This is a genomic window from Ignatzschineria sp. 22MB058224 (assembly GCF_058188435.1).
Genome location: NZ_CP187366.1, coordinates 1001936 through 1020964, shown reverse-complemented (window position 1 = coordinate 1020964; position 19029 = coordinate 1001936). Strand labels below are relative to the sequence as shown.

Annotated in this window: 13 protein-coding genes; 9 read left to right on the top strand and 4 right to left on the bottom strand. The window is 40.4% G+C overall.

The genetic code is table 11. The annotated features are described in order from the left end of the window. Positions 1-51: 51 nt before the first annotated feature. On the bottom strand, positions 52-906 hold the full coding sequence (bla, locus tag ACPF7B_RS04305) for a class A beta-lactamase (RefSeq protein ID WP_490506396.1): 855 nt from the start codon (positions 904-906) through the stop codon (positions 52-54). 229 nt (positions 907-1135) lie between these two features. Between bla and ACPF7B_RS04300 the strand changes: the two genes are divergently transcribed. From ACPF7B_RS04300 to ACPF7B_RS04290, 3 genes are read left to right on the top strand one after another with little or no spacing between them, the layout of a single operon-like run. After that, entirely contained in the window at positions 1136-1381 is a 246-nt protein-coding gene (locus ACPF7B_RS04300; protein ID WP_490506395.1) for a FeoA family protein, read from the top strand. A gap of 1 nt (position 1382) precedes the next feature. Then, a complete protein-coding gene (feoB, locus tag ACPF7B_RS04295) occupies positions 1383-3740 on the top strand; it encodes a Fe(2+) transporter permease subunit FeoB (protein WP_490506394.1) in 2358 nt (785 codons plus the stop codon). 14 nt (positions 3741-3754) lie between these two features. Continuing rightward, positions 3755-4015 carry a FeoC-like transcriptional regulator gene (locus tag ACPF7B_RS04290; protein ID WP_490506393.1) on the top strand — a complete coding sequence of 87 codons (261 nt, stop codon included), beginning with the start codon at positions 3755-3757 and terminating at the stop codon, positions 4013-4015. 146 nt (positions 4016-4161) lie between these two features. Here the strand turns inward: ACPF7B_RS04290 and ACPF7B_RS04285 are convergent, their stop codons facing one another. Beyond that, positions 4162-6447 carry an FdhF/YdeP family oxidoreductase gene (locus ACPF7B_RS04285; protein ID WP_490506392.1) on the bottom strand — a complete coding sequence of 762 codons (2286 nt, stop codon included), beginning with the start codon at positions 6445-6447 and terminating at the stop codon, positions 4162-4164. A gap of 273 nt (positions 6448-6720) precedes the next feature. Between ACPF7B_RS04285 and ACPF7B_RS04280 the strand changes: the two genes are divergently transcribed. The 4 genes from ACPF7B_RS04280 (at position 6721) to ACPF7B_RS04265 (ending at position 11718) form a co-directional block, all read left to right on the top strand. Further along, the gene (locus ACPF7B_RS04280; protein ID WP_490506391.1) at positions 6721-7371 is read left to right on the top strand and encodes a hypothetical protein; all 651 of its coding nucleotides are present in this window, start codon (positions 6721-6723) and stop codon (positions 7369-7371) included. Positions 7372-7529: 158 nt separating this feature from the next. Then, positions 7530-8990 carry an MBOAT family O-acyltransferase gene (locus ACPF7B_RS04275; protein ID WP_490506390.1) on the top strand — a complete coding sequence of 487 codons (1461 nt, stop codon included), beginning with the start codon at positions 7530-7532 and terminating at the stop codon, positions 8988-8990. A 10-nt stretch (positions 8991-9000) separates the two neighbouring features. Beyond that, on the top strand, positions 9001-10500 hold the full coding sequence (locus tag ACPF7B_RS04270; RefSeq protein ID WP_490506389.1) for an SGNH/GDSL hydrolase family protein: 1500 nt from the start codon (positions 9001-9003) through the stop codon (positions 10498-10500). 12 nt (positions 10501-10512) lie between these two features. After that, positions 10513-11718 (top strand): GDSL-type esterase/lipase family protein, encoded by a 1206-nt coding sequence (locus tag ACPF7B_RS04265; protein WP_490506388.1) that lies wholly within the window; start codon positions 10513-10515, stop codon positions 11716-11718. Positions 11719-11797: 79 nt separating this feature from the next. Here ACPF7B_RS04265 and sfsA read toward each other — a convergent pair whose 3' ends face one another. After that, complete coding sequence (gene sfsA / locus ACPF7B_RS04260; protein WP_490506387.1) at positions 11798-12514, bottom strand: DNA/RNA nuclease SfsA; 717 nt, start codon at positions 12512-12514, stop codon at positions 11798-11800. 49 nt (positions 12515-12563) lie between these two features. Continuing rightward, a complete protein-coding gene (gene dnaE / locus ACPF7B_RS04255) occupies positions 12564-16055 on the bottom strand; it encodes a DNA polymerase III subunit alpha (protein ID WP_490506386.1) in 3492 nt (1163 codons plus the stop codon). Between the two features lie 364 nt (positions 16056-16419). Here dnaE and ACPF7B_RS04250 point away from each other — a divergent pair, with 364 nt between their 5' ends. Next, the gene (locus ACPF7B_RS04250; protein ID WP_490506385.1) at positions 16420-17643 is read left to right on the top strand and encodes a capsule polysaccharide biogenesis protein; all 1224 of its coding nucleotides are present in this window, start codon (positions 16420-16422) and stop codon (positions 17641-17643) included. A gap of 198 nt (positions 17644-17841) precedes the next feature. Beyond that, entirely contained in the window at positions 17842-18957 is a 1116-nt protein-coding gene (locus ACPF7B_RS04245; RefSeq protein ID WP_490506384.1) for a KpsE/RkpR family capsule polysaccharide export protein, read from the top strand. Positions 18958-19029: the final 72 nt, after the last annotated feature.

The following is a 19029-nucleotide window of genomic DNA, read 5'->3' as shown; positions in this document are numbered from 1 at the left end:
TCTAAAATAAAATTAACTAAAGTTCATTGTGGAATATAACGTTGAGTATTTTTACCAATTTTGTATCAAAGTTTCCCCTATTTCAGCAATTTTTTCATTTCGCATTTCCATTGTCGCTTTCGTGCCTGTTAAGTAAATAATGATGATACGAGATGAGTCTTTATCAGGCCCCATCACCGCAACAATACCACGAGAGCCACGTTCACCGGCACCTGTTTTATCAGCAATAAACCAATCTTTAGGAAGTCGGGAACGTAAAAGAGGTCCGCCGACTTGATCCGCTTCCATCCAGCTCATTAACAAGTGTTGAGAATTGCTGGTTAATATTTCTCCCTTCAATAACTTATTTAATGTTTGAGCCATTGCTCTTGGGGTTGTTGTATCTCTTACATCATTAGGTAAAGCCTCATTTAATGTTGGTTCCCAACGATCAAGTCTTGTGATGTTATCGCCAATAGCTTGCAGAAAAGTTGTGAGTTTCTCAGGCCCTCCTATCTGTTTTAATAGGAGGTTAGCAGCAGCGTTGTCACTCATTGTGATAGCGGCGTGGCAAAGTTCGCCAATTGTCATACCTTCTGAAATGTGTTTCTCTGTAACTGGTGAATATTCTACTAAATCATTTGAATGATAGAAGATACGGTGATCTAAGTGCGTTAATCCAGCATCAACTTGGGCTAGTACTGCGGCACACAATAAAACTTTAAAAGTACTCATCATTGGAAAGCGATTCTCCGAATGATATTCTTCAAGAATCTGGCCATTTGAGAAATCCACCGCAATATATCCCACTTGTGCTCCAAGAGAGACCTCGGTTTCTTGAATTTTTTCTAATGTTATTGGTGCGGAAAATGTTGGTAATAGAAGCGTTGTTAAAAAGATAAAAATAATAGAGAGATATTTTTGCATACATTTATGCCTATTAAATATAGAAATATAACATGTTGATATTGCTATTTAAAATAAGAGCGTTGAGGTGCAACAGTCGAGTCGACTTTTTTATATAGATCATAAATTGAATAAAATATGAATATGACTTGCATCAAACAATATAAAAAGTTTAATTGATAATTACTATCAAAAGGGATAGATTTCTATTAGCATTCAATCCCTCATTTCCTTTTTATAGAGCATTTCCATGAAAGAGCTATCGCTTGATCAAATTAACTTGCATGAACGAGTCATGATCAAAAAACTTAATACACCTCAATTACATTATCGACATAAATTACTTGCAATGGGTATTACCCCAGGTTGTGAGGTAGAGGTTGTTCGGACAGCACCCTTAGGTGATCCGATGCAAGTAATGATTCGCGGATTTCAGCTTTGTCTTCGTAAAACCGAAGCGGCTTGTATTGTTGTTGAGCGTTTAGGGGATGATTAATATGAAGCGGACAATTGCATTATTAGGAAACCCCAACTGTGGAAAGACAACACTCTTTAATGCGTTGACAGGAAGCCAACAAACGGTCGCAAATTGGCCCGGTGTTACCGTTGATAAAAAGTGTGGGCAATTTACGATTAATGACCTGACCATTGATGTGATTGATCTTCCTGGTACATACTCATTTGAACATAGTGATGATAATACATCGCAAGATGAACTTGTGGTACGGAATTATCTTCTCAATGCAAAAGAAGATCTCATTATTAATGTGATTGATGCGTCTAATTTACAACGAAGTCTCTATCTTACTTTTCAGCTTCTGGATTTAAAACAGCCGATGATGATTGTGTTAAACATGATGGATGTGGCGAAATTAGAAGGGATAGAGATCTACACTTCACTATTACAAGAGAAACTTCATTGTCCAGTAGTGGCGATTTCAGCGCGTAAAAATCAAGGGATTGAAGAGCTGAAAAAAATGATTGTGGCGTATGAACCCGGACCTTATCTTGATCATGAAGAGACCTTCCAAACACAAGGGCCCGCTGTTACCGAGGTAATTCAAGCAGGGGTAAATCAGCTTTCTCATGACTCAATACTCCGACAACTCTCACCATGGTTGTTGCTCGAAGCGATTAAAAGTAATTATCAAGATCCTCGATTTACGCCGGAAGAGAAGAGTAGCATTGCGAATATACAACAAAATATTGAGGCATTATCGGAATGTGAACTCGATATTATTTTAGCAAGCAGTCGCTATGAAGCGATCGATACATTAGCGAAATCAGTGATTAAAACAACAGGTGTTGCGAGTGGAAAGCTGACGTATAAAATTGATGAATGGGCGCTAGGTAAGTGGACAGGGATTCCAATTTTTCTTATTGTCATGTTCTTGATGTTTGCCATAGCGATTAATGTGGGCTCGGCCTTTATTGATTTCTTTGAGATTCTTTTTGATGCTATTTTTGTGGGAGGTATTGCATCACTGTTAACATCGATTAGCGCACCAGATTGGTTGATTACCTTCCTTGCAAATGGCATTGGGGAAGGGGTTAAAACGGTTGCGAGTTTTATTCCTGTACTCACGATGATGTTTTTCTGTCTCTCACTTCTAGAAGATTCAGGGTACATGGCACGTGCCGCGATGGTTGTTGACCGAGGAATGCGCGCAATTGGATTACCGGGGAAAGCATTTGTGCCAATGCTGGTAGGATTTGGTTGTAATATTCCGGCGATTATGGGAACACGAACGCTCGAGAGTGAGCGAGATCGTTTGATGTCGATTATGATGATTCCCTTTATGTCGTGTGGGGCGCGTTTACCGGTCTATGCGCTTTTTGCGGTTATTTTTTTTCCGGGGAATATTGGTACTATTGTTTATGTTCTCTACCTTCTAGGGATTATTGTTGCGATTATGACTGGTTTTGCGCTTAAATTTTCCATTCTTAAAGGGCCTAACACTCCATTTATCATGGAGTTACCGGCGTATCATCTTCCAACAATGAAAGGCATTATGCTGACCACATGGGAGCGTTTAAAAAGCTTTATCTACCGTGCAGGTAAGGCAATTATCATTGTGGTTACTGTTTTAGGTCTTCTGAATAATGTGGGGAGTGATGGGACTTTGGGGAATGCAAATACTGAAAAATCGGTATTATCCCATATTGGTAAAACGATAACGCCGGTATTTGAGCCAATGGGGTTAACAGAAGAGAACTGGCCGGCAACAGTCGGAATCTTTACCGGAATTTTTGCGAAAGAATCGGTGATTGGTACGCTCAATTCCCTCTACTCAAAACATGAAGAAGCAGATGAATTTGATTTTTGGGGCCAAGTAAAAGAAGCCTTTGTCTCGATTCCTGAGAATATTGCCGAGCTACCATCATTATTGCTTGATCCACTTGGAATTAATCAACAAGTTGCAGCTGGAGAGATCGAATCTATTCAAGAAGCAAATGATGTTGATGACACCACTGTTTCGGAGATTCAGCGTTACTTCACATCGCCTGCTTCTGTCATGGCATACTTGATCTTTATTCTGCTCTATACACCATGTGTAGCGGCGCTTGGAGCAGTCTATCGTGAAGCTGGTACTCGTTGGACGCTACTAGTGGCAAGTTGGACATTTATTATCGGTTGGATTTTAGCCACTGGTTATTTCCAGATTCATCTATTTCGGACAGAAGGTGGCTCCGCCCCGATTATTTGGATTGCTTCTTTAGTCATCGCGCTCTTTGCACTCTTTATGCTCCTTCGCTACATGGGCAAAAAAGAGATCTTTGTTGAGAGCCATAAGTTTGTTGGTCAAAGCCATCAATCGACTAAAAAATGCTCTAACACAGGAAACTGCTGCTAATGATCCTAGTTGAGATGAAGCAGTACGTCGAAAAGATGGGGGAAGTCCCGCTCTCCCACTTAGCAAATACTTTTCATTTAACGCCGGAAATAGTCAAAATAATGATGCAGCATTGGGTAAATAAAGGTGCCGTTGAAGCGATTTCTGGTGAAAATTGCCCGAGTTTTGTATCACAATCACTTTGTGGTGGATGCTCGGGGAATTGTCATACACGTAAAATCGATATGTCCACAAAAAAATCGATGCTAATTCTTTATCGAGCAATCCCGTCTTAGATGATAAAAAAATCCCCAAGGAGCATAACCGCTCACTTGGGGTATAAGGATGCACGATTGATAAGTGGCCACAACTAGTAGGAGAATAATTAATAGTGGTACTTATCGATTATCAACATTAAATATTTACTCAATGAGCTTATGAATTAACTCGCAAGCTCCATTTTTATAGCGATATTTTTATAAGCAGGAATCCCTGATTGTTCGTCAAAGTTTTCGAGCGGTAAAAGATTATTCGCTTCAGGGAAATAGGTCGCTACCGAGCGATCAGCAATATCATAGATCACAACAGTGAGATTATCGAGCCGACGTGATGTTGGTTTTCGATTACGATCAAGCGCAATAATATTGACCTTTTCACCTGCTTTAACACCTTGCTTTGTAGCTTCTGCTTCACTAATGAAGAGCACATCTCGTTGGCCTTTAATACCTCGATAACGGTCATTGAGTCCGTATATAGTGGTATTGTATTGGTCATGACTACGAACGGTAGAGAGTGTGAGTTCAGCATTTAAAAGTGAGCGAGGATCTTCTAAAAGACCATCATCAGTTTTAAAGAAATTCGCTTTTCCACTTTTTGTCACCCATTTCCGTACTGTCGCAGGATTTAAGAGATGAAAACCGGTTGGGTTTTTAATACGTTCGTTATAATCATGGAAGCTATCGTAAACAAAAGCGATATCATCCCGAATTTTACTATAATCTGCAACAAGTTCATCCCAATTGACTTGAGTGTTAGGAATTGCCGCTTTTGCGATTCCGGCAACAACCGCACATTCTGATTTGAGCTCATCACTTACGGGTTTTAAAATACCCCATGATGCTGTTACAAAGTTCATTGAATCTTCAACTGTCACAACTTGGCGACCCGTTTCTTGCATATCGATCTCAGTTCGCCCAAGAACTGGCAGAAGATAGGTGTTTTTTGAGGTTAAAAGATGCGAAAGATTGGGTTTAGTTGCAATATGCACGGCTAAATCAAGGTTACGCATCGCTTGATAGGTTTTATCCTTATCAGGCATTGCTTCGGCAAAGTTTCCCCCCATTCCGATAAAGGCCTTGGACGTACCATTATACATTGCTTCAACGGTTGCAATAACGGCATGTCCCCATTTTGTTGGTGGGGTAAAACCATAGCGCGCCTCTAATTTATCGAGCATCGCCTTGCTGGGTTTTTCGGTAATACCAACAGTGCGATCGCCTTGTACGTTGGAATGCCCACGTAGTGGTAAAATTCCCGCACCTTCGCGCCCCATATTTCCTTTTAGAAGAAGGAGATTAACGAGCTGTTGAATATTTTGCGTACCATGCTCATGTTGAGTAATCCCCATGCCGTAACAGATAATCGTTCGTTCAGCGCGAATATAGAGCTCAGCAAATTCGAGGATCTCTTCTTTTGTAAGCCCCGATACGCGAAGAATATCTTCCCACGAGGTATTGAGAACATCTTCACGCACAGCTTCATATCCAAGCGTATGATTTTGAATAAAATCGAGATCTAAAATAGGTTGATCTCCATTTGCCATGGCGGTTTCATGACGCTCAATAACAACTTTCATTAAGCCTTTCAGTAGTGCAACATCACCGCCAACACGCACTTTATAGTAGTGAGAAGCTAGGGGAGTGGCTCTATTTTCGAGCATTTCAATAGGATTTTGTGGGTAAAGGAATCGTTCAAGTCCTCGTTCTTTTAGTGGATTAACCGCTACAATTTTAGCGCCTCTTTTTACAACACTGCGGTAGGTGCTCAAAATGCGTGGATGATTAGTACCTGGGTTATGGCCAATATCAATTACTAAATCGACTTTATCAAAATCCTCAAACACCACTGTTGATTTTCCAACGCCAATCGATTCGCCTAAGCCAACACTTGTCGGTTCATGGCACATATTAGAGCAATCGGGAAAGTTATTTGTTCCATATTCGCGGCCAAATAGCTGGTAGAGGAAAGCCGCTTCATTAGAGGTTCTGCCAGAAGTGTAGAGCTCTAATGTGGTTGGATCATCATAACTTTGGAGCAGGGCTCCAATTTCATCAAAGGCTGTTTGCCATTCGATTTTTTTGTAAGTATCCGTTTGGGGGTCATACTTCATTGGTGATGTTAGGCGTCCGAGATCTTCTAGCTCATGGGCACTGAGCTTTAATAGTTCGCTAACCGTCATTTTCTCAAATAGTTCAGGCGTTGCTTTTTTGCTAGTTGCTTCCCAAGCAACCGCTTTTGCACCATTTTCACAGACATCGAAGATTGGTGTTCTTGCTGGATTTGGCCATGCGCAACCGGGACAATCGAAGCCATCGTGCTTATTCATATTGAAGAGCGCTTTTGCATCAGAGCCTTCATGTTCTTGTTTTTCAAGTGCTTCTACAACAGCTTTTAATGCACCCCAGCCACCCGCTGGGCCTTTGTAATGCTCAATTTTTTTAGTTGTCATGTCCAAAACCTCTTATATATAAAGGGGGAAGGTCGGTTTAATAATTGTGATAAATCTTTGAATAAATAATTATTTATATAAAATTACAATTATTGACCTTGATTTCAATATATAAAAAGATGGTTTGAATTACAATACTATTTAATTTTTAAATACCTAATCTTAATGGAGTATTGTGAATTAATCATGAAACAAACAGCCGATATAGATGCATCAATTAGTTTAAAACGGTCATATTAGATTATTCTGTATCATCAATTTAGAGGATAGACGATGGCAATACTTTCTCAACTTATAGAAAAATTTAATGAAATTGGTAACGCAATTCCAGAATCGGTGAATTTGCGTGCGTATCGTTGTTTAAGTTGGCTTAAAAAAGCAGATGTAGAGCGAGAAGACCCTAATATGCGTTTTATCGCTCTCTGGATCGCTTTCAATGCGATTTACGCGGTGGACACTGAATTGGTTATGAGTGATAAATCGAGCTTTCATCGTTTTATTCGTCTGATGAATCACTACGATTCCGATGAGCTTTATAAACTTACTTGGCAACGATATTCGGATGAAATTCGTGTTTTTATTGATAATAAATATGTATTCCAAGGTTTTTGGGATTTTCATAACGGTACGATTAGTGAAGCTGCATGGATTCAAGATTTTACTGCCGATAAAACAGAGCTTAATAAAGCTTTAGAACAGAAAGATTCTGCAAAATTATTGATGATTTTGTTTAATCGAATTTATACGCTTCGAAATCAGGTTTTTCATGGTGGCGCATCGTACGCCAGTAAGGCCAATCAACCTGCACTTAAAAATGCAGCGACACTTCTAGAAACTTATACCACTTTTTTCTTAAAAGTGATTTTAGAAAATCCCGATGATGCAGAGTGGGGGAAGCCATATTACCCTTATATACGGGCCTAATGGCGAAGTCTCTTTTTGAAATTATAAAATAAGGTAAATTATTGGATTTATCCTATTGAGTATTACGCTTTTTCTAAGATGAATGGTAGAATTTCAGCCCTTGTGTAAAGAATTTTTTGGATGAAAATCCATTTTAGAATAATCAATAAGGTTTGGCTGTGAGTTATCTATCCATCGAGTTTGCAACAGTTTTTGTGTTTTTCTTTTTGCTCTATTGGTCACTTCGTTCGAGAGTGTCGTTGCAAAATGGTCTACTTTTAATCAGTAGTTATTTGATTGTTGGGCTCTTTAGCCTTAATTTTGCGTTGATTTTAGGGATCTATTCAACGGTTATTTATCTTCTATCGACCTCTATTGCTTATGGAAAACGATCAAAATTTTGGTTAGGAGTATCGGTGGTTGTTGCCATTGGGAATCTTGCCGTTTTTAAGTACTATAACTTTTTTGTGCCGGTCATGACGGAGCGGTTTTCTCATTTCGGGTTTGATCTTTCTTTTCCTATCTTAGAAATTATCTTACCCATTGGGATCTCATTTTATACATTTCACTCGATTAGCTATTTAGTGTCACTCTACCGAAAAGAACAAGCACCTGTGAGTTTCTTTGACTTCGCGCTCTTTCTCTCTTTTTTCCCAAGCGTAATCGCAGGTCCCATTAATCGTGCAAAAGAATTTATCCCGCAAATCCAAGCGCAGTCTCCGCGCGATGTGTTAGAACCTTATCGTGCTTTTACGCTCATTATTATGGCGGTAATTAAGGTTTATTGGTTGAGTGCTTTTATCTCTGATCAGTTTGTAAGACCTGTATTTGATAACCCAAGTGAGTTTCATACCTTTGATCTGCTCTTAGGCACCTATGCTTATGCGCTTGAGATCTATCTTAACTTTTCAGGATATACTGATCTTGTTACCGGAATTGCGTTATTACTTGGATTTAAATTACCGACAAACTTTAATGCACCTTATTTGGCAACAAGTCTTAAGCATTTTTGGAGTCGCTGGCATATTTCACTCTCTCGTTGGATTCAAGATTATATCTATATTCCTTTAGGCGGCAATCGTAAAGGATTTACCCGTACGCAGTTTAATGTTTTGATAGCGATGATTCTCTCAGGTCTTTGGCATGGCGAAACACTCAACTTTCTTATTTGGGGCGCAATTCATGGTGTCGGAATTGTCTTTTTAAATATCAAAGATGCAATCAAGGCGAGGAGACTTGAAAGAAAAGGGGTATCGATCGATGCAATCAAAGCTCACTTTAAAACTGAAGTGACGGGGTATAAAGCCTATTGGTATCGTTTTTTAACGTTTAACTATGTTTGCCTCGGTTGGGTCTTTTTTAGAAGTGAAAGTTTTGAGGATGCGCTACATTATTTTGAAGCATTATTTATAAATTTTGCGGAGATAAACCATCATCTTCACTCGTTAGGAATGCTGCTTTTATTCGGGTTAATAATCTTTTGGCTCTATCCATTGATCGCAAAAGTACCAGCGTTATTTACGCGTTTTATTCAGCGTGTTCCATGGTTATTATTGCCATTTCTCTTTGTCGCGATATTGTGGGGTGTGATTTATCTTGCACCTTCCGGTATTCCTCAATTTATCTATGCAAGTTTCTAGGAGGATTAAAATGGCAAAGTGGAAAGTTACCTATGTTTTAATCCTTACGTTATGCGGTTTACTCTTTCTTTATCGTGAGTCGATTAATACCTATTGGGTTCAAACGTATCATCAAGAATCGCCATTAGTTGGGCTTGAAAGTTGGGGCTACGAGATATTGGGTATAAAAGGGGAAGATTCAAACTTAAGGTCTCAAAGCAGTGCCGAGGATTTTGTTGACACTCATATAGATACACAAGTTAATCCTGATACGTCTTTATATCATCGCGATGAAGGAAAGAACGAGGCTCTTCCTGCTATACAAGATAATACGCAAGCGCCGGTAGATATACTAGATGATATCGAAAGTCTACTGAGTCTTGGAATAGAGGATTCGCAAATAGCGGCAAATGATGATGCCGATGTACAAAAAGACCTCATTACAGCAGATAGTGATGTTGTTGCCACTATACCTGCGCTTGAACTGGGTAGCATTGCGGGATTGAACCTTGAGAGCGAGCAGTTTGTCGGGCCCCAAATCCCCCAATTACCCGATACGGTCTATCTAAAATCAGGCGATAAGATCTTTTTTGTCGGTGATTCTATGATGCAGGGCGTTGCACCGCGTGTACGTCAATTACTCTATAAAAGTGAAAATATCGATGGGATCGATTTAAGTAAACAGAGCACGGGTTTAGCGTATCCAAGTTTTTATAATTGGCCAAAAGTGGTGGAAGACACCTTAAAAACAGATGGTTCAATTCGGGCGATTATTGTCTATCTAGGTGCGAATGATCCTTGGGATTTTCCAAATCCAACCGGCAAAGGGAAGCGTTACTTAAAATTTAAAAGCCCAGAGTGGGAACGAGCCTATCGTGAGCGCATTCAAAAAATTCTACTCTCAGCCGCGAAATATAATCTCCCAGTGATCTGGCTAGGTGCGCCTTGTATGCGTAAAACAGAGCTTCATAATGGTATGGTTTATCTCAACAAGCTTTATCAATCGGAAGTTGAGCGTTTTAATGGCCGTTATATTACAACGAGTGATGTTTTAGGTTGTAGTGACGATGGGTATATTGCCTATGCTGAAACCGATAAAGGCAATCAAAAAGTTCGTACCAATGATGGAATTCATTTTACTGTTACAGGTCAACGGCTTATTGCTGATAAAATAGTTCAATATTTAGTCATTGAGAAAGAACCAGAACCAGAACCAGAAGTTATTGGAGAAACTAATGAAGAAATTATGATCGATCAGAAGTCTGGAAAAGCAGAAGCCGGTTCAGACGCAACACAATCTAATAAATTGGCTGAGCCGAGTACAACAGCATCTACGAAAATGGATGATGAAACTTCTCGTCAATTAAATGAGAGAAATGAGTCAAGTTCGCAAACCGAAGAAGTAAATCCACAGGATCGAGTCGATTATGATATTTCGCTTCAAGGAAATGATCATCCCCAAAAGCTGATTATTGCACCCTTTGGGGCAACGAAACAGACTGAAAAGCGACCAACTGCACAATCCTATTAGAGAGGGCATAGCATGAGTTTTTTAAAAAAAGGATTACTCCCTGTTTTTATTACATTATTAATCAGCGCGTGTGGCGCAGATAAGGGAAATCATAGTAATTACCAAAGAGAGATCGGGCCGGGAATAGTTGATTATGGTGATCGTAATCTCCCTAATCTTCGTGAAAAAGTTAATTTTCTTGCGAGAGGTGGTAGTGCGGTTCTTTCTATCACTCAATTTGGGGATTCGCATAGCGCGGCAGATTTCTTTACCGGAGCGTTGCGCGACCAACTTCAAGCTCGATTAGGGAATGCCGGCATTGGTTGGGTCACTCCGATGAATGTCCGCGGTCAACGTCATGCAGAAGTCTCGTGGCGCAGTAGTGGCTGGAATTTAACAAGTAGCCGTACTGTGAATGATCGTAATTACCCCATGGGTGGATATTTTGCAACGCCAACGCGCAGTGGTGGTTCTATTGAATTTATTCTCAATAAACCAGAGCTCTATTCTGGACTTTGGGATGTGCGATTTGTCTTAAAAAGTGCAACGCCTAATAGTATTATGATTAGTAATGATCGCGGGCAACTCAATCTAACGAATGCTCTAACAGGCGCCGGTGCCTGGCAGACAATGACGGTAAGAACACCCATGCCATTTCGGATCACCGCGAATGATAAACGAGTGGATTTAGGTGGCGTTTGGTTACAAAAGACCAATCAACCCGGTGCGATTGTCTCTTCTATTGCAACGAATGGCGCGCAGTTATCCATCTGGGATAAATGGTCGCCAGAGTGGTTAGCGGAATTATCCGCCACAAAAAGCGATTTAGTCATCCTCGAATATGGTACTAATGAAGCTTTTAACGATGTTTTTGATGCAAACGAATATCGACGTCTACTGACTGATTCGATTCGTAAAATTCGGATGCAGTTACCTCATGCTGCGGTATTGATGATGAGTCCTGCCGATGCAATGCTTCGTAATTCATCGGGAACGTGTTTGAGTCGTCAGCCACCATCTTACAAAGTGGTCAAAGAGATTCAGTTACAAGTTGCAAAGTCAGAGCGGGTTCTCTTTTGGGATTGGCAAAAAGCGATGGGTGGTGATTGTAGTATTGAACATTGGCAACGTGATGATTTAGCGGCACGCGATAATGTCCATCTTAGCGCGCCAGGTTATCGGCTAAGTGCTCGCATGTTCTATAAAGATTTGATGCAATTAATGGGAATTTCCTATTAATAGTGTCTCCGATGATTTGGACGATTTAATAGAAAGCCGCATTGAGCGGCTTTTATTTTGTGATAGTTTTGTTTAAATATTACTCGTTGACCAATACCGGAATTTCTTCAGTAATAATAATCTCTTCCGGTGATATCTGGGTGCGGTAAGCGAGGACTTTAACGCCTTTTTCAATTGCAAACCGTAGTATCTTGCCATATTCAGGGTCGATCTCATCAGCAGGACGTACCGCTTCAATACCCGTTAAATTAACACAAAAAATTAATACTGCATTAATGCCATTTTCTACAAGTGTTATGAGTTCGCGTAGATGTTTTGCGCCACGAGTGGTGACGGCATCAGGGAAAGCTGCGACATTGTTCTCTTCAAATCCAAGGGTAACGCTTTTGACCTCAATATAGGTTTGCGACTGATCTTCGTGGGTTAAACAGATATCAATACGAGAATTTTCTTGGCCATATTTCACTTCTCGCTGAAGTTTTGAATAAGGTTTACCAAGATTAATGGTGCCATTATTGAGTGCTTCTTCGACGAGTTCATTGGCAGTATGGGTATTCACATTAGCAAGACGATTAAAGGGTGTTGATGCAATGACCCAAGTACCTTTTGTTTTACGAGCAGGATCGGTCGATGGCTGATACCACGCATCACTATTGGGCAGAAGGCAGTTTTTCATGGAGCCAGTATTGGGGCAATGAATCGTTATGACGTCACCTTTATGTGTTTCGATATCGACTAAAAATCGGCGATAACGTTTTAAAAATGTTGCTTTTTCTAGTGCTGGCGTAAATTTCATCGGGAAATATCCTTAAGAGTTTGAAGCAATCTACTCGTCTTTATCGATCTTAATGGCGATAGCCAATCGAAACATTTATAAGGTCATGATAATGCTGACGCAAATGGGTGAGTAATTCTTCACTTGGCTCAATGCGCTGAGATTCCATCTGAAGTACGCCAGAGCTCATCTCATTGCGATATCGAAAGATAATCTGCAAGCCCTGATCGATATTCTCATAGCTTTTGAGCGTTTTGAAAATCTTCTGCGTGTTGGCAAGATCGAGTGGAGCATGGTTCTCAAGTAAAATGAACTTCCCAAACTCATGACGAATATCCATTAGTGAATGGATCGAGCTAACGCGAAGCGTCATACTATTGTTGAATGAATCCCAACTATAACCACCACGGATAAAGAGAATCATATCGGTTTCAATTGCCTGACCAAAAGATTCAATTGTATCTTCAAAAAGACGAAATTCTGCACGGGCGCGTCCATCATCAATCACGACAAAATAGAGCTTATTACCCGCTTTACTAATGCGTGTATAAAAGCCGGTGACTAAGCCACCAATTAAGACAGAATCATCTTGAGCACGGCTATGATACGCGGGCTCTGGCATCGCTTTTAATTTAGTTAATGATGAGTTAGTGACCGATTCAATCTCTTTGCGATATTGATCCACCGGATGGGCAGAGAAGAAGAATCCTAACACTGACTTTTCCGCATGCAGTAGTTCATTTTCGGTCATTGGAATGGCTTCTTGCAGCTGATATTGTGGCTCATTATCAGCTGCCGGCATATCATCGAATAATCCGAAAATATCCCCTTGACCGGATGATTCATTTTTTCGATGCTGGTCAGCTAACCGAATTGCTTCCGGCATTGTTGCTAATAATTTGGCACGATATTGCGCCCGATCTACAACACTTTGAATAGTGCTATCTAAGCAGTCAAGAGCACCAGCACGAATTAAGATCTCAATGGCGCGTTTAGATGTTTTAGAGAGATCAATCCGGCGACAAAAATCAAAGAGATCTTGATACGGGCCATTCTCTTCACGCTCTTCCACTAATTGCAGCGCTGCTGCTTTCCCATAGCCTTTTAGTGCGCCAAGACCATAGATAATCGCGCCTTCATTATTAACGGTAAATTGATAGAATGATTGATTCACACTCGGGCGAATAATCGGGATCTTCATCTCTTTGACTTCATCAATAATAATGACAACTTTTTCAGTATGATCGAGATCGGCCGAGAGCACCGCCGCCATAAATTCGGCAGGATAATGTTGTTTGAGATAAGCGGTTTGATACGAGAGCAGAGCATACGCTGCTGAGTGAGATTTATTAAATCCGTAGCCGGCGAATTTCTCCATTAAGTCAAAAAGTCGACCAGCCTTTTCACTATCAAACCCGAGTGTTGCCGCTCCTTCCATAAAGAGTGTACGCTGCTTCTCCATCTCTTCGGGGAGCTTTTTACCCATTGCCCGGCGCAGTAAATCCGCACCACCCAGGCTATAATTCCCGATGATTTGCGAAATTTGCATAACCTGTTCTTGGTAAACAATAACGCCGTAAGTCGGCTTTAGAACCGGCTCAAGTTCGGGGAAAGGGTAGATCACCTCTTCGCGTCCATGTTTACGGTTGATAAAGTCTTCCACCATGCCCGACTCAAGTGGTCCGGGGCGAAAGAGCGCGACCAATGCGACAATATCTTCAAAGGTATCGGGCTGCATACGGCGCAGTAGATCTTTCATTCCGCGGGATTCTAGCTGGAATACAGAGGTTGTTTGGCACGCTTTTAGAAGATCAAAGGTCGGTTTATCATCAAGCGGCATTGCATGTAGATCAATGGTTTTTCCGCGATTATATTCAATGTTTTTGAGCGCCCAGTCGATAATCGTAAGGGTGCGTAAGCCTAAAAAGTCAAATTTTACAAGTCCGGCAGCTTCAATATCATCTTTATCATATTGGGTGACGAGCGATGCAGAACCCTCTTCACAATAGAGTGGTGAAAAGTCTGTTAATTTAGTTGGTGCAATAACTACACCGCCGGCATGGCGACCGACAGATTTTGATAATCCTTCAAGTTGTTTGGCAAAGTCAATTAAAATTTTAACCTCTTCATCATCGGTATAGAGATCATGTAATTCCGGCTCTTGCATAAGTGCTTTTTCAAGCGTAATGCCAAGATCCATCGGAATTAATTTCGCAATTCGATCCACAAAGCCATAAGGATGACCAAGCGCGCGACCAACATCGCGAATAACCGCTTTAGCGGCCATTGTTCCATGGGTCGCAATTTGCGAAACAGCCTCACGACCATAACGATTAGCCACATATTCAATCACGCGATCGCGCCCTTCCATACAGAAATCGACATCGAAGTCCGGCATGGAAACCCGTTCGGGATTCAAGAAACGCTCAAAAAGAAGATCGTAGGGTAGTGGATCAAGATCGGTAATTTTTAGCGCCCAAGCAACCAATGAGCCTGCACCGGAACCGCGTCCTGGGCCAACAGGGATCTCATGATCTTTTGCCCACTGAATAAAGTCGGCAACAATGAGGAAGTAGCCGGGGAAACCCATATTATTGATGACGTTGAGTTCGGTATCGAGTCGATCCCAATACTTTTTATTATCGTCTGTCTGTGGGCCGATTCGCTCTTCAAGCCCGGCGTATGATTCTGCTTTAAAGAATTCTTCAATCGTCATGCCTTCAGGAATCGGGAAGGCCGGCAATTGTGGTTTATGCAGGGTCAGTGTAACCGTACAGCGTTTGGCCAGTTCGGCACTATTTTCAATTGCTTCTGGCAGATCTTTAAAGAGCTCCACCATCTCTTCCGGCGAACGGAGATACTGCTTTGGTGAGTAATTTTTAGGGCGATTGGGATCGAGCATTGTATGCCCTGATTGAATACAGCAACGTACCTCATGCGCTTCAAAATCGCTCTCTTGCATAAATCGTACATCATTAAGTGCAATTAGCGGGAGATGCTCTTTATCTGCAATGGGTAAGACTTCTTGAATAAAGCGTTCATCATTCTCTTGCTCTAAACGTTTAACACCAATATAGAGCCGATCTGCTTTAAAAGGGGCATAGACGTTATTTAACAATTCAAGCGCTTGCTCTTCGCCCTGATTTAGTAAGCTTTTTCCAAAAGGGCTCTCTTTTGCGAGAATGACAATTAAACCTGCTTGAAACTCTAAGAGTTTTTGATGGGTAATATAGGGCACACCGCGGATCTGATGAAATCGATATCCATAACTTAAAAGCTCAGCAAGATTAAGATACCCTTCATAATTTTGCGCGATGAGCGTGATTCGACCGATCTCCTCATTGTCATCATTGACCACCAGACAATCAGCACCAAAAATCGGTTTAATACCAGATTTAATCGCTGTTTGATAAAACTTAATCGCTCCAAACTCATTCCCAAGATCGGTTAATGCTACCGAATCCATTCCCAGTTCTTTCAGTTTTTCAAAGAGTGGTTTGATACGGATAATTCCATCAACAAGCGAAAATTCAGTGTGAAGATTGAAGTGTGTAAAAGTCATAGAGTATGGCAGTCTTACAAGTAAAGATGAATCGAGGAGAAGATACTTATCAACAATAAGCAATCTGCTTTCTAAGCTTCGAATAATACCATATTTATACCTCTGATTTTGTGTAATATTCTGTAAATATCACGAATTCATTGAAGTTAATAAATTACTGTAAATGAGTAAGAATAAATTGTGCGATAAAGTTGCAAATAGTAGGATTCTTTTGAAAATTTACAAAAATTTAAGTATAAGATTTAGAAAATATGCCTATCAATACTGGTTAATGAATAAAGTAATTATTTTTTATACTTTTCATCGTGAATTGATAAGTAGTTGAGTGAGGAAAAGGCATTTTAAGAGCGATTATGGATAATCAATGGAGCAGAGATTGAGCAAGTATTGGCAGATGTTTTTAGAAAGTAGTCGTCGTATCATGCTGCTTCAAGGACCCGTTGGGCCTTTTTTTCGTCTCTTAAAACATCATCTTGAAACAACATCCGGAAAAACCGTCTATAAAATAAATTTTAATGGCGGCGATTGCTATGATTATCCCCTAGAATTGGGCGTAGAGCTCTATAATTCACCAATATCACAATTTGCAGATTTTCTAAAATCACAACTGTTAGAAAAAAAAATAGATAGTGTTGTTTGCTTCGGTGATGAGCGGATTTATCACCAAATTGCGAAACAAGTTTGTCAAGAGCTTGGGGTTACTTTTTGGGTATTTGAGGAAGGTTACCTACGGCCTCATTATATTACTTTCGAAAAATGGGGCGTAAACGCAAATAGTCGGGTGAATGTTGCGCTACAAAATCCTGCTTCAGAGCCAAATGCCATATTACCGGCGAATGAGATTTCTTGTGCATCGGGGTTTTGGAAAAGAGCCAAAATGGCAGTGTGTTACTATACCGCTATGTGGCGTCATCGTCGGCATTATCCTTATTATAAACACCATAGATCCGATAATGGCTGGTATTATATTGGTGCTTGGTTATTGGCCGCCTATCGCAAGGTTCGTTACCATTTTTCTGATAGAAAGATTAAACGGGAAATTGTCTCAGGGAGATGGAATCCTTTTTTCATCTTTCCGCTACAAGTGCATAATGATAGCCAAATACGCGTGCATGGCAAAGGTCGGACTGTTGCTGATCGAGTTCGGGAAGTGATTCGTTCATTTGCACAGAATGCGCCACAATCAACAACCCTTTTTATTAAACATCATCCAATGGATCGTGGATTCAGTCATTATAGTCATTTAATTAAAAAATTAGCCCACCATTACGGTATTGAAAATCGTGTTATCTATTGTTTTGAAGTACCGATGCCCATTTTTTTACGACAAGCAAGAGGCGTTATTGTTGTCAATAGCACAACTGGAATTTCAGCGTTGATTCATAAATTACCCGTAAAGGTACTAGGCGATGCGCATTATGATCGTGCAGGATTAACAAGTTCCCAAACGCTCGCGGAGTTTTGGAAAAATCCATATCAACCAGATGAATGGATTATTAGACAATATCTCGAAGTGATTTCAAAAATGACTCAGATCAATAGTAATTACTATCACGAACAGCTCACAGCTGCCTTTAGTGATCGGTAATTTATATTAATAAAAACAAAATATTAGATGCTTTGAATCGTTAATCTAGCTAATTATACAAATAACTATATTAATAAAAAATAATTTATATTATTTTACAAAAAAAACTATCGGTCTATAATGTCGACCATCCTTTTTAACAACCCTGTTTGTAATAAAGGATTGATATAGGTCTTTCCTTAACATTAATTCAACGATATGAAGAAAAAAATTATTAAATTATTTCAAAATAGACTACTCCTTGGAATGGTCATTATTCCTTTCTTCATCTCTTTTTGCTATTTGACTTTTTTTGCTGCTGATCGTTATGTGAGTCTCTCTCAAGTAGTTGTACGCCAACAAGAGAGCGGTAGCCAAAATGTGATGCCGGGATTGGCAATGTTGATGGGCTCTGCCGATCCTGTATCACGGGAAGATACGCTCTATCTCAAAGAATATATTATCTCGCACGATATGCTTGCTGTGTTAGAGAACAATCTCGCTTGGACAGATCATTATGCCGGTCGTTGGTATGACCCGTTATTTGATCTCTCAAAAAATGCCTCAGACGAAGACAAGCTTAAGTTTTACCAGAGAATGGTACGGACAGATTATAACGAAACCACCGGCTTATTAACCATTGAAGTCGAAGCCTTTAGTGCGCAATATGCCGAAGAGGTGCTTAAAGAGATCCTCGCCCAGAGTGCCATTTTCGTAAATGCCATTACTCGTTCAATGGCGGATGAGAAACTTGCTTTCTCTCAACAAGAGCTCATTACAGCAACGGAACGTTACGAAGAGATGCGTAATAGCATGATTAACTTCCAAAACCAACACCAAATTTTAAGTGCCGAGATTGCTGTTCAATCCGTCAGCGAGATTATCGCAAGCCTTGAGTCCGCTATTGCCAATGAGCGAGCAAAACTTAATGGCCTTAAAAGTCGATTAGCCGTAAATGCGCCACAAATTAAAGCACAAGAAAACAAAATTAACGCACTATTGGCACAACTTGAGGCAGAACAAAATCGTGTGACAGCGAGTGATATTGAGAGTGCGGAAGTTCTCAATACCGTTTCATCTGAATATCGTCGGTTACAGGTTGATGTTTTAGTGGCAGAAGAGCTCTATAAAGCAAGTTTAGCTATTGTGGAGAATGCCAAATTGGAAGCAATCCGCAATATCCGAAGCCTGATTGCCGTTGTAAAACCGAACCTTCCGCAAGAAGCACTCTATCCCCGGCGATTATATGATCTTATTACTGTACTGATTGTATTACTGCTGCTCTATGGAATTACAACTTTTGTTGTTGCTTCAGTACGAGATCACCGGGAATAAGGATGCAGAGGAAGTAGAGGAATACATAATAATAGCCCGAGCTTAAAATCGCTCGGTGCATAAAAACACCCG